At 41.7% G+C, this 13,747-nt stretch carries 10 protein-coding genes and 1 tRNA gene; 9 read left to right on the top strand and 2 right to left on the bottom strand.

The window, feature by feature from the left end; translation table 11 throughout:
- Positions 1 to 174 precede the first annotated feature (174 nt).
- The gene (yejK, locus tag IEW93_RS16945) at positions 175 to 1,203 is read right to left on the bottom strand and encodes a nucleoid-associated protein YejK (RefSeq protein WP_188740459.1); all 1,029 of its coding nucleotides are present in this window, start codon (positions 1,201 to 1,203) and stop codon (positions 175 to 177) included.
- A 183-nt stretch (positions 1,204 to 1,386) separates the two neighbouring features.
- On the opposite strand from yejK, the gene IEW93_RS16940 reads away from it, so the two are divergent.
- The 8 genes from IEW93_RS16940 (at position 1,387) to IEW93_RS16905 (ending at position 11,734) form a co-directional block, all read left to right on the top strand.
- The gene (locus tag IEW93_RS16940) at positions 1,387 to 1,599 is read left to right on the top strand and encodes a YejL family protein (protein WP_124016475.1); all 213 of its coding nucleotides are present in this window, start codon (positions 1,387 to 1,389) and stop codon (positions 1,597 to 1,599) included.
- An 82-nt stretch (positions 1,600 to 1,681) separates the two neighbouring features.
- A complete protein-coding gene (locus IEW93_RS16935; RefSeq protein WP_188740458.1) occupies positions 1,682 to 3,472 on the top strand; it encodes a DUF3413 domain-containing protein in 1,791 nt (596 codons plus the stop codon).
- 223 nt (positions 3,473 to 3,695) lie between these two features.
- Positions 3,696 to 3,772: transfer RNA gene (locus IEW93_RS16930), tRNA-Pro, on the top strand.
- Positions 3,773 to 4,140: 368 nt separating this feature from the next.
- Positions 4,141 to 5,088, top strand: a complete 948-nt coding sequence (locus tag IEW93_RS16925) for an alpha/beta hydrolase (RefSeq protein WP_188740457.1) — start codon at positions 4,141 to 4,143, stop codon at positions 5,086 to 5,088.
- A gap of 406 nt (positions 5,089 to 5,494) precedes the next feature.
- Positions 5,495 to 8,854 carry an MHYT domain-containing protein gene (locus IEW93_RS16920; RefSeq protein WP_188740456.1) on the top strand — a complete coding sequence of 1,120 codons (3,360 nt, stop codon included), beginning with the start codon at positions 5,495 to 5,497 and terminating at the stop codon, positions 8,852 to 8,854.
- Complete coding sequence (locus IEW93_RS16915) at positions 8,855 to 9,850, top strand: response regulator (RefSeq protein WP_283104434.1); 996 nt, start codon at positions 8,855 to 8,857, stop codon at positions 9,848 to 9,850.
- A 101-nt stretch (positions 9,851 to 9,951) separates the two neighbouring features.
- Positions 9,952 to 11,157: an MFS transporter gene (locus IEW93_RS16910; protein WP_188740455.1), complete on the top strand. Its 1,206-nt coding sequence runs from the start codon at positions 9,952 to 9,954 to the stop codon at positions 11,155 to 11,157.
- 400 nt (positions 11,158 to 11,557) lie between these two features.
- Positions 11,558 to 11,734: a DUF6435 family protein gene (locus IEW93_RS16905; protein ID WP_188740454.1), complete on the top strand. Its 177-nt coding sequence runs from the start codon at positions 11,558 to 11,560 to the stop codon at positions 11,732 to 11,734.
- Between the two features lies 1 nt (position 11,735).
- Here the strand turns inward: IEW93_RS16905 and IEW93_RS16900 are convergent, their stop codons facing one another.
- A complete protein-coding gene (locus IEW93_RS16900) occupies positions 11,736 to 12,272 on the bottom strand; it encodes a helix-turn-helix domain-containing protein (protein ID WP_229706708.1) in 537 nt (178 codons plus the stop codon).
- A 177-nt stretch (positions 12,273 to 12,449) separates the two neighbouring features.
- Here IEW93_RS16900 and IEW93_RS16895 point away from each other — a divergent pair, with 177 nt between their 5' ends.
- A complete protein-coding gene (locus IEW93_RS16895; protein ID WP_188740453.1) occupies positions 12,450 to 13,658 on the top strand; it encodes a benzoate/H(+) symporter BenE family transporter in 1,209 nt (402 codons plus the stop codon).
- Positions 13,659 to 13,747: the final 89 nt, after the last annotated feature.

The following is a 13,747-nucleotide window of genomic DNA, read 5'->3' as shown; positions in this document are numbered from 1 at the left end:
GCCATGCGGGAGAGAGTTAAACGCTACATACTGCCCCAAAAAAGAAAACGGCCCAAAGCAAGGACCGTTCGTATCAATAAAACTCGCTACCCTGTTCGCTCTAAACACCTTAAGTGATAGGTGTTACCCTAATTGGGCGCTAATCTTGTGATTAAATAACGCTATAATCTGCAGTTACTCGCCTTTTAATCGTCTGTCCAGCTGATCTTTTAAATTTGCAGGCACACCTTTAATTAAAATGGTATCCGACACAGGGTCGTAAATCACGCGCTCACCTAAATGGCCACCATCAAAGCTTAAGGTTACACCGCCGCCCGTACCCGAAAACTTCTTTAAACTTCTTAAGCTGGCTTTATCAGCAGGAAACTCTTCGTCAAGTTCATAACTGCCACCACAGGCAAAATCATAAAAAGAATCCATGCCCGATTCGGCTAATTCATCAGCCAAATCTTTCACTTCAATCACCTCACCTGAGTCTGCACGTTCTGAGCAATACTCAAATACCTTATTACGACATTCTTGCCGTTCATCTTTTGTCAGCTCACTGCTTGCAACAAAATCTTCAACCGCGTGGATTAAGGTTTTATTTTGTGCTTTAGTATTTACGCCTTCAACGCAGCCCATAAAATCTAAAAAGAAGTCCGCCACTTTACGACCCGCACGACCACGAATAAACGAGATATACTTACGCGAGCTTTTATCCGCTTGCCACTCAGTTAAATCAATACGGGCAGCGAGTTGGATATTACTTAAATCTAAATGATTATTTTGCGATAGCTCCATATCATCTAACACTGTCATCGACGATTTAGCGCTCAATAATGCCACAAATAAAAAATCACTCGTCATACTGGTATAGCAAGACATCAACAAAAAACCGCCCTGGCTAAAATCGTATTTAGCCAACTCTTGCTGTAATAATTGACTGGCTTTTCCGCTAAACTCAACAAAACCTAAATCACCGCTTCTGTAACTGGTTAGCGCATTGGCAAATTCATCGTTTGCTTCACCATCATCGCCGTGAGTGCCAAAAAAACCAAAACCCTTACCCGCTTTACTCGAGTAAGTTTGGTGCAGTTCTTCTAACATAGTCTCTACAGCACTGGTATTTAACAGTGGTTGCGGGCGCAAGCGACAGCGCATTTGCCCTTGACCGTCTTGAGAAATTTCGTGAATAATTGCTTGTTCAATGCTGATGCCCATAAGCCTTGTTAACCCTAGTCTTTCGCAGAAAATAAATTTAAAAAGAATGATATCAGACCAACCGTATAAATCGAACAAGGGTTTGCTATATTCGTTGACTGAGCCGAATAAAACTTGAGGCGATTAGCCGCTAAATCCGTTATTATATGCAGCTAATTCATTCTTTATTGAAGTTTTCTGACTATGGCAATTCAATCTAAATACACCAACACCCAAGTTGAAGCACTTATCAGCGAGCTACTCGCAGTGCTTGCTAAGCACCAAGCTCCTACCGATTTAAGCCTTATGGTACTCGGTAATTGTGTCACCCATTTACTCGACAAAAAAGTGCCAAATGAGTCTCGTCAAAAAGTGGCCGAGCAATTTGCTAAAGCGCTAACACAGTCGATTAAGTAATAGAAAATAAAATTTATCACTAACGCTAACAATCAGTTACACTGCATTAGTCTGTGATAATAACGTAGGAATACGAGCAAAGATGATCGAGCGCAAAAAGCAGCAAATGACACGTGACAAAGTGTCGCGTTTAGTTAATTGGGGTCACTGGTTTGCCTTTTTTAATGGCATATTAGCGATGCTAATTGGCGCTCGATATATTAGCAGTGTGGGCTACCCTGAGACCTTCATAGGCTGGGCGTATTTGCTCATCAGTACAATAGGGCACTTTACTTTTTTGGCCTTTATTTGCTACTTACTGTTTATTTTCCCTGTAACGTTACTGCTTCCCTACTCCAAAATTTTACGCGGTTTTGCCGCTTTTATTGCATCACTTGGGCTCTATACCTTGCTTTATGACACCATTATTTACGACGACTATGGTATTCATCTTAGCCCATTTGCATTTGATTTAGCCTGGCAAGATCTTAACGCGTTACTCCACAGTACCTCATATATTATTACTCCCATTGTCATCGTATTAGTTGAATTAACAGCAGCTAATTTTTTATGGAAACGCATAGACAAATTACAAAAAAAACAATGGGGAAACCGTGTAGTACTGTTTGTCGGCATTTGTTTTGTTAGCAGCCATTTATTTCATATATGGGCTGATGCCACCAACATGACCGAAGTGACCCGTTTTGATGACGCCTACCCAGTGTCATACCCTGCAACGGCCCGCTCGTTTATGGAAACCCATGGTATTGACAGCGGTACACAAGCATCCGAATCTCGAAGTGGTAAATCGCGTAAGTTGAGTTATCCTATAAACCCAATGCAATGTACTGCAGAAACACAACAAAACATTTTATTGATTAGCATAGACAGCTTACGAGCAGATATGGTTAACAGCGATACCATGCCATTTTTAAGCCAATACCGTATCAAAAACCAACGTTTTATGAAGCATTACACCGGCGGTACAGATTTCGAAACCAGTATGTTCACGTTAATGTATGGTTTACAGGGCAATTACAGCGATCGTAAAGAATTTGCTGTCACAGGCCCAATACTGACTCAAGTTTTAACTGAACAAGGTTATCAGCAAGCATTATTTTCCCCGCCGCTCACCGACAACATTAATACAAACGCCATGTTTAAAGGTATGCAAATTCATACCAGTGAGGGAGCTAATGGCAGCGCTGATGCCGACATTAATACCATTGCGTCTGCAGGTGCCTGGCAATCAAACCAAAAACAACCTTGGTTTGCGTTAGTCAACCTCACCGCACCAAAAGACTACGACACCCCTATCGGTTTCTTAGGGGTACAAACCATAAAACCCCAAATCGAGTTAAAACCGGCACAAAAAGTATTATTTAATCAATATCGTCAATCGCTTAATTTTATTGACCAACAATTATCAACTTTACTTAGCCAAGTGAGTGACAACACTATCGTCATAATTACTGGTACATATGGTCAGGTATTTACGAGTAATAGCAGCGATGCACGCAACGACTTGTCGCCAGGCAATGTTAACGTGCCGCTAATTATTCATTGGCCAGACACCTACGCAAACAAAATCAATTACCGTACCAGTCATTATGGCATTGCTCCAACAATACTGAGCCACGTATTAGGTTGCACTAACCCAAGCACTGACTACAGTGCCGGTCGAAGTTTATTAGAACCAAATAACGAGTCTTGGGTATATATTGGCGACAGCCGTCGGTTTGCTATTTATCAAAAGTCTGAGATTACCGTACTTGATCGCTTTGGCAAATATCGCATTTACGATATCGACTACAGTAAACGTTTAGACAAAAAAATGAGTGCACCTGAGCTGATCCAAGTCATGCGTGAAGGTCGCAGGCTGTATAATCAATAATGATTTACTTACTTTTGTCTATACAGCATTTTGACGGTTACAATTTAAAAGTCATAGGATGATTGAGTGAGAGAATCGCCTAACTGGATAGTTTATAGGCAATCAACAAATAGCTGATAACTAACTGCTTGCGCTGATTAAATACAGTTGATAAAGTGCAAGTCCACTTAGTTACCCCAATTGTTACAACTCTCTAAGTGATGTTGTTTTATGAGATAAAATTCGGTATGTAGCGCAGCCCGGTAGCGCACTGTCATGGGGTGTCAGGGGTCGGAGGTTCGAATCCTCTCATACCGACCAATTTCTTTATTCACCTTACTAGGCTTAACTTACAGCCTGTATCCATCTAAAAATATTCACTAATTCATGCACTGAATTTACCCAATGGTCACCTTTTGAGTCACTTTTCAGCGCATATCTAACATTTGATTTATTTTATACGTCTCATTAAAAAGTACCATTACGTTAAATTTTTTATATCAATACGTTGATAGTGTTTATTATGAACCACTCAATACGTTCAATGTTTTTTACGCTCTGCCAGGTCATTCATCAAGACGTTGGCACTTACCGCTAAACCACTTCCCACTCACTCAATACATACGTATTCACATTGAATTAACATAAATGCGTGTAAAAATGATGTTTTATAATATTAAGGCGCTGCCATGAAATTTGTGATTGCATTACTTAGCTTATCGGTTTTTTTATCTCCAGCATCTCACGCTGACACCCTCACCCCAAACGTCAGTAAAGGCCAAATTGAAACCGTTCAACCATTTAAGTCTAACTACGTAAAAGACAGATTCTTAACAGTATGGTTACCGCCAGGGTATAACAAACAAAGCCAGTATGACGTGCTTTATATGCATGATGGCCGCATGTTATTTGATGCAAACACCACCTGGAACAAGCAAGAGTGGCGGGTTGATGAAGTCGCAGGCGAGCTTATTGAACAAGGTAAAGTTCGACCATTTATTGTGGTCGGTATTCCTAATGCAGTGGAAAATCGCCACAGTGAGTTTTTCCCGCAGCAACCATTTGAACGTTTCCCAGCAGCAAAACAGCAAGCCTTATATCAAATTGAAAAGTTTGCGGATCACCCGCTATTCGCTTCAAAGGTGTATTCAGATAACTACAGTCTTTTTTTAGTCAACGAGGTCATTCCTTACATTGAGGCTAACTATCCCGTCAACAAAGGGGCGTCACATCGTTATTTAGGCGGCTCAAGCATGGGCGGGCTAATTTCATGGTATACCCTTTTAAATCACCCTGACCAATTTGCGGGCGCGATTAATATGTCGACTCATTGGCCAGGGACCTTTAATGCCGAAGACGATGTGTTTCCGGTATTTAAACAGTATATCGCGGCCAATTTGCATAAACTGAGTAATCAAAAAGTCTATTTTGATTATGGTGACAGTACTCTTGATGCCATGTACCCAGAGTTACAAAAGCAAATAGATAAGATTTTTATTGAGCAACAATACCCTAAAAATCAGTGGCAAAGCCTGTATTTTCCCGGAGCTGATCACACAGAAAACGCCTGGGCTAAGCGCTTGCACATACCGTTAATGTTTATGTTTGGTGATAAAGAACAAAGCAAAAAAAGATAATACAAAAAGAGAGCATCAAACAACTGAATCTGTTACAGAGTGACGCGATTGCATGATGAGGTACACGCCTCCCCTCATCATGCAAGTGCAAACAAGAAATAACTAACAGCAACAGCCGAGGCTGTTGCATCTTCATATACTTCCCGCCAGCCGAACACCACACAAAAGCAACAATAAAATACAATAAAACAACAATAAAACAACAATAAAACAACAATCATCAACGCATTGTCACTGTGCAAACAGACAATTTGCAAAACCTTAAATTATAACACCCAGCAAACACATAAACATTGATTTACCGCATGGTTTGATTATAAATTAAATAAAAACTGAGGTTTTTTTATTTAACGCCGATATCGTTATCATCTTCCACTTATTTATTACGGTCTTCATCATCGACATTATGCTTGAATCCATACCGACACTGTTCACCGTTCCAGATGAAAGCCTGTTAATAGTTGGTAATTTTCACCCACTTGTGACGTTGATTTCAATTGCAATTGCTATATTTGCCTCTTTTATGGCGCTTCAAGTGGCCTCTCAAGCCGTAACAACCGTCAACATATATAAACGCCATTTACTTATATCCTGCGGCAGTGTTGCACTCGGGGGTGGCGTATGGTCTATGCATTTTATTGGCATGCTAGCATTCAGTTTATGTACTCCTGTAAGTTACAACATCGGCTTAACAGCATTGTCATTTATACCCAGTATCGCCGCATCCTGGGTGGCCTTGAATGTGATTTCCATCGAAAAACCAAGATTAAGCCAGTTTATAGTTGGTGGTATCTTAGTGGGTGCAGGCATTGGTACCATGCATTATGTGGGGATGGCCGCCATGGAAATGGCACCACTATTACGTTATGACCTGTTTTACTTTGGCTTATCGATTGTGGTTGCCATTGCATTGGCTATTCTCTCTTTGTGGATCCGCTTTAGCTTAAATCACATAGGTCAGACCCCATTATCTGATTTACATAAAAACACCATTGCAGCATTTATAATGGGCAGTGCAATTTCAGCAATGCACTATACCGGTATGGCAGCTGCACGTTTTGTTAGGCCGCCGGGATTTGAGTTTTCAGATCAAACCAAAATGGTCTCTCTGTATCTTGGTATTGCGGTTGCCACGATCACTGTGGTGATTATTTTATTAGTGCTGGTTGTAAATATGCTGATGAAATATCAAGCCTCTTTACACAAGGCAAAATTAAGTGAAGCACACTACCGTGCAACCATTTCTACCGCAATTGACGGCATTATTACCTTTAACGACAAAGGTGAAATAGAAAGCGGAAATAGTGCCGTTGAACATTTACTCGGATGGCGACTAGAAGATATATGCCACAAAGATATCCGCCAATTTATCCCTGCGACATTTATTGATGATTTCAACACGTACCTGTCTAGCTACACAGATAACACCCTCGCAAATCAAAAAAGTGATGGTCGCGATGTTGAAGCGCTCCACGTTAACGGACACACAATTCCAGTAAGAGTTTCTATTGGCCATGCCTGCATCGAAGGCAAAAGTTTGTTTGTAATGTACATCAGTGATTTAAGACATCGAATTGAAATGCAACGTGCATTAATTAAAAGCGAAGCTCAATTTCGATCATTGATTAGTAACATTCCAGGGATAGCCTATCGTTGTTTAAATGTAAAAGACTGGCCCATGCTGTTTATTAGTGATGCCGTAGAACACATTACAGGCTACCCTGCCTGCGACTACATAGGCCCTGAACCCAAACGCCACTTTTACGAGCATGTTCATCCAGACGACATTGAACAAGTCGCTAATCAAGTAACAACAGACAAGGTTTTTGTCCTTGAATATCGCATCATTAATGCAAAAGGTGATACTCGCTGGTTACTAGGATATGGCACTCATGTAGATGATTTAGACGTCACCGACAAATGGCTTGATGGCTTTATTATGGACATTACTGAGCGTAAAGAAATGGAGCAATCGCTATTAATTGCTAAAGATAAAGCTGAACAAGCGGCATCGGCCCGTGCGGCATTTTTAGCCAACATGAGCCATGAAATTCGCACCCCAATGAACGCGATTATAGGTTTTAGCGATATATTGCTCGACGACAAACTTCCAGCAGAGCAGCATAAACACCTAAATACCATTAACCAGTCAGCCAAATCATTGTTGCATTTGCTCAATGATGTACTCGACAGTGCCAAACTCGACAAAGGTAAATTTGAATTAGAACTTAGGGATTTTTCGGTTATCGAAGAAGTCGACTCTGTGGTATCGACTTTATGGCTCCAAGCAAATAGTAAAGGCCTGTATTTAAATGTTGATGTTGCTGAAAACGTTGCCACAGCGTATCACGGCGCACCAGATAGGATAAGACAAGTACTCACCAATCTCATTGGCAATGCCATTAAATTTACTGCCGAAGGTGGTGTCAGCATTAATGTAGGGATCACACCTAGCGGATGCATTGAATTTGCCATTAGCGATACCGGCATCGGCATGACTGAAGCCCAACTTTCATTAGTGTTTGATGCATTTGCACAAGCCGACGCCAGTATGAATCGCCGATTTGGTGGTACAGGCCTTGGCACAACCATCAGTAAACAATTAGTCGAATTAATGGGCGGCAAAATTACAGCAACAAGTACCTTTGGTAAAGGCAGTTGCTTTGCTTTTGCATTGCCACTGACACCGCCAAAACAAAAATTGCATACCAACGCCCCTGCGTTAACCCAAAGCCTAAAACCCTTGTCGGTTTTGATTGTGGATGATATTCAACAAAATATTGATTTGTTGACGATTGTGCTAAAACGCCAGGGTCATAGTGTCATCACAGCCCGAGACGGCAAACAAGCTTTGTTGCGCATGCAAAACGACACCATAGATATTGTCTTAATGGACGTGCAAATGCCTATTATGGATGGATTAACCGCATCGCGCCTGCGCCGAGAGCAAGAACAAGAGCAACAATTGCCGCACATGCCCATTATTGCATTAACAGCCAGTGTACTGCCCGAAGACCGACTCGCAGCACTCGATGCAGGCATGGATGGCTTTGCAAACAAGCCTATTGATATCACACTGTTAAATAATGAAATCGCCCAGGTTTTACGCCTTGAGCCCATTGGTGACGTAGCATTATCGACACACGTCACTGTCGACAATAAACGCGTTGTAAACGACAAAAAAGGCATTGCATTGTGGGGAGATATAGCCACCCTCAATAAAGAAATCAGTGCCTTTATGCATAAACAGCACAACTGTATCGACCAAATACAACAACTCATGGCCAATAATGATTGGCAAGCCATGCAAACTCAACTGCATGGATTAAAAGGCCTTGCGGGTAATTTATCGCTTACCAAACTCACACGATTACTCATCGATGCAGAGCGACACGCATTGAGTAGCTCAGCGACTGAATTATCAGCATTACTCCCCATGCTAGAGCAAGCGTTTATCGACATAAACACCTATCTTGATGAACAACAATTTCATAACGATATCGCCCAAAGCAATACAGAATCGTCAGCTATCTTAATTGACCCAGCGCAACTTAAGCAGCTTATCAATCGCATTCGTCTTGCGGCACAAGATAACGAGTATAATGAAGTCGATATGGCGTTACTGTTATCCTCATCGACTATGGAATTGCGCCCTAAATGCCAATTAATACAACATGCCCTAGACGACTTTGAATTTGAACAAGCATTAACCGAACTCGACAACCTTGAGTTACTAATTAATGCACAAGTAACAAGAACTCATTAAATGATATTTAACAGACAAGACAGCAAACAAACTATTCTCGTTGTAGATGATGAACCCGCGAACCTCAGAGTATTAAAAAAGATGCTTGAGGAGCAATACCGACTCATTTTTGCTAAAAGTGGCGAGGAAGCATTGCGTTTGGTTCAAAAAGAGCTCCCTAATCTCATCTTACTTGATGTGATGATGCCGGGCATGACAGGCTTTGAGGTTTGCCAGCAGTTAAAAGCAGATCCTTTGAGTAAAGCCGTACCCATTATTTTTGTTACCGCATTAAGTGACGAAGTCGATGAAGCAAAAGGCTTTGATGTAGGCGCTGTTGATTACATTACTAAGCCAGTGTCTCCTGCAGTAGTTAAAGCAAGGGTTCGCACGCATTTATCACTGGTACAGGCAGACGATTTACGCCGTACCCGTTTACAAGTCATTCAACGTTTAGGTCGCGCCTCAGAATACAAAGACAATGAAACTGGCATGCACATTATGCGTATGAGCCATTATTCAAAGATCATTGCCCTTGCCTATGGTTTATCTGACTTTGCCGCCGACAATTTACTCCACGCCGCGCCTATGCACGACATAGGTAAAATTGGTATTCCAGACAGCATTATGCTTAAGCCTGGCAAATTAACCGACGAAGAATTTGCCATCATGAAGACGCATCCCGAGATTGGCGCCGAAATTTTAGGTGATTCAGATTCCGATTTAATTGCCCTAGCAAAAGTGGTCTCACTCACCCATCACGAAAAATTCGACGGCAGCGGATACCCTAAAGGCTTAAAAGGCAATGAAATCCCAATTGAAGGACGCATAGTAGCCATTGCGGACGTATTTGACGCGCTCACCAGCAAACGCCCTTATAAAGACGCATGGACAGTAGAACAAGCCATGGACTTTATTGAAAGCCAAAGCAGTATTCACTTTGACCCCGATCTAGTTGTCTTACTGCAACAATGCCTACCGAGTATTTTGTACATTAAGCAGCGCTGGCAAGACTAAGGTTTATTAGCAATTTTATTGTAAACATCATTATTCTCGCAGCATTCATTGCTAACTGAGCCAGTTCTGCTGGCCTTTTTATTTTCATCTCTAGGATTTTTATGACATCGGCAGACAATACCGTAGTGGCACTCAATCGCAACGCAATCTTACTCGTACTTGCTTTGGGCACTTTTATTTTAGGGTTATCTGAGTTTTCTATGATGCCCATGCTACCGCTCATTAGCGAAACCTTTGCCACTACACCATCACAAAGTGGTTATGCCATCAGCGCCTATGCAATCGGAGTGGTGGTCGGCGCCCCCATATTAATGCTCACCACAGCCAACATGAAAAAACGTTACGCGTTAATGATCTTTTTAATCTTAATGTTTATTGCCAATGGCTTAAGTGCAATAGCTACGTCACTTGAACAACTTATTGCATTTCGGTTTTTAAGCGGTTTGCCTCACGGTGCCTATTTTGGCGCAGCCATATTGTTAGCAGCAGATATCGCCCCACAAAATAAACGTGCCAGCTACATGTCTAAAGTGTTTATGGGGTTAACCATTGCCACCATAGTCGGTGTACCGATTGTCACATTAGTGGGACAAAATCTAAGCTGGCGTTATTGTCTTGCAGGTGCATCAATACTTGCTTTAGTTGCCTTTATTTGCGTGTACTTTTTTGTACCTAAAATAGCCAATAATCAACCTTCAAATTTACTCAATGAATTTAGCGTGCTCAAAAATAAATTGGTGTGGTCAATTCTCGGTATTGTCATTATTGGATTTGGTGGCGTATTTTGTTTATACACCTACATTGCCGACACCATTTTAATGGTCACAAAAACGCCCGCTTACACCATTTCAATTGCCATGATTATGTTTGGTGTAGGCTGCACAATAGGCAATTATGTACTAGGAAAAGCAGCAGATCGCTCGGCATTAAACACCACAGGCCTCGCGCTTATTGGCAGCATTGTTTTTGCCTTTGCCTACGTAAACGCCAGCTACAATATCAACCTGTTGTACGCCGTAATATTTTTTATTGGTTGCAGTGTCGGGTTAGCCACGCTCATTCAAAGTTTACTTATGGATGTATCACCTAATGGTCATGCCATGATTGGCGCATTAGTGCAATGTGCGTTCAATACCGCTAACGCAATTGGCCCCTGGGTTGGCGGTATTGCCATTGCTAATGGCGCTATGCCTAACCAAACCGGATATGTTGCCGCTGCATTGTTTGTCGGTGGCTTTATCATGTGGGTAATAAGCTACCTACAAATGAACAAAAAACAGACACCGTTGACCCCAAGCACAGTTTAACGGCGCAACAGCCTTACCGTTAGAAGGCGACAATAGTAATGAGCGGTTAATGTTAATTGCGAAACGAAAACAGTAATAGTGCTCAGGGCCTGCTGATCTTTGCAGCAAAAATCTAGAAAGATCAACAAGCCCCAACTCAGCACTCTTTTAATACCAATCAGGATAAATAAGTGATCCGAGATTGCGTAGAAAAAATCGTTAGAATCAGGCAGCAAGCGAGTTGTTCTAGCCTCAACATTGCTAACGACGTTATAAGCGATGTTAACCAGTAAGAATGATCCCATTCTTGTGCTGATTGATATGTGCTGATTGATATGTGCTGATTGATATAAGTGGGCCAAACCCAGGCTTTGAACGTATCGATTATAACATTCACAATAACCAATTTAAGAGCGCTGCCATGTTTTCATTTTTAAAGCCAGACCCAATCAAAAAACTGCGTAAACACTATGATCAAAAACTTGAACAGGCCATGCAAGCTCAGCGCAAAGGCGACATTAAAACCTATTCGTTGCTAACCGCAGAATCTGAAACAATTTGGCATCAAATTGAAGCGCTAGAAAAATCCAACAAATAGGTTAACGTTCGAGTGGATAACTGACAATATTATGAAAAACTGCGGTTTCGCTTACGGCATGATAACCATGAACTTGATCTGCAAAAAATCGACACCGCTGCCCACAACCCAGCGTTAGCCATTTTCCATCACAAAACACCGCCAATTCACCTTCGATAATAATAACATGTTCAATCACACCAACGCCGTGAGGCGCTGACATTTGCTGATGAAACCCACTTAAGGTGATTTCGAACATTTCAAACTGAGTTTGAGGGTTGTATGCAAATAACGTATGAATTTGCATATTGGGATCATCTGGAAATGTTTTTTCTGCAATCCTAACGCTATCTTCAGCCACCATAAATGCAGAAAATGATGTGTTTAAGCCACTGGCAATTTTCCAAAGTGTGGCAATTGTAGGGCTCGACTCTTGTCGTTCAATTTGCCCGAGCATGGCCTTAGACACTCCTGTCAACTTGGCGGTTGCATCTAAACTAAGTGCCTTTGTTTTTCTTATTGTTTTTAAGTGCTCTGCCATATGAGCCTTGATATCCATAATGCATACCGTCTTTCGTTAACACTGTAAGTAATTATACGTCATTTTACTGTCAACTCTAATATCTTGTGCGCTATAACAGCCAATGATATATTCCTCACACCTTGTGCGCTTTAACGCACAACTGACTAATTTACCGGCACGTCATTCATACAAAAATACGCAACGGACAACATAATGGCACCAAAAAACATCGCTATTAGCCATATTTCCGCCGGGTTCACCGCTGTGCTTGTCGGCTATACAAGTTCAATTGTTATTGTCATCCAGGCAGCGATTCAAGCTGGGGCCAATTCTGCACAAATCAGTAGCAGTTTGCTTGCTTTAGGCTTAGTGATGGGCGTGACCTCAATCGGATTTTCATGGCGTTATCGCACTCCAATTCTTACGGCTTGGTCAACGCCAGGAGCTGCAATGCTGATTGGAATTGTTGGTGATTTCAGCTTAAATCAAGTGATTGGCGCTTACCTTGTTTCAGCCGCGTTGATAACCATTAGCGGCATGATAAAGCCCATCACTCGAGGGTTATCAGCCATTCCGGTTGCGTTATCAGCAGCCATGTTAGCGGCCATTTTACTGCCCTTTTGCGTAAAAGCCTTTGTGCCACTTGCAAAAGAGCCTGCCGTGTTCTGCTTATTGTTTGTCAGTTTTATGGTAGCTAAACAATGGCTTCCCAGATATTCCATGGCCATTTTATTAATTATAGCCATAGGCTATGTCTTTCAAACAGATGTATTGACCGCAGCAGTACAAGCACAATTAAAATTAACAATTGCCTCGCCAGTTTGGATAACGCCAGAGTTTACGCTTTTGGCCATACTCAATATCAGTGTTCCTTTATTTATTATTACCATGTTGTCACAACATTTGCCGGGTATCGCCATGTTAAAAAGCTATGGCTATCAAACTCAGGGATCTGCGCTTTTATTTGGCACCGGCATGTCAAATGTATTACTGGCACCATTTGGCGTATTTAGCGTTAACCTTGCGGCAATATCCGCGGCTATTTGTATGGATAACAATGTTGATGACGATCCTAGCCAGCGCTTTAGGGCAACGATTTGGGCGGGAGTATTTTACATTTTTGCCGGATTATGGGCCAGCAGTGTGGTTGCATTATTTATGGCATTACCAAGCGCGGTGAGCAATATGTTGGCTGGACTCGCGTTAATGAGCACCTTACTCCTGTGCCTTCAAAATGCATTTAGCGCCATTTCTTATCGAGAGTCTGCACTGCTCACTTTTGTTTGCACCTTGTCAGGGATAAGCTTTTTGGGAATAGGCGCCGCAGTGTGGGGCTTATTGCTTGGCCTAACGCATATTGGTATGCATAAAAACAAACCCAACACGGTTATCAGGAGCGCCAAAACAAATAGTAAGTATTGATCTTTCAAGGGTATTTTTGCATTGCCAATAAACATGCAATTTGTGAGCAAACACTAAGAATAAAAATGCAATAAATCTTATGCTATTAA

Source organism: Shewanella inventionis, from assembly GCF_014641855.1.
In the GTDB taxonomy this organism is placed as follows: Bacteria; Pseudomonadota; Gammaproteobacteria; order Enterobacterales; family Shewanellaceae; genus Shewanella; species Shewanella inventionis.
This window is presented reverse-complemented; position numbering and strand designations above follow the sequence as displayed.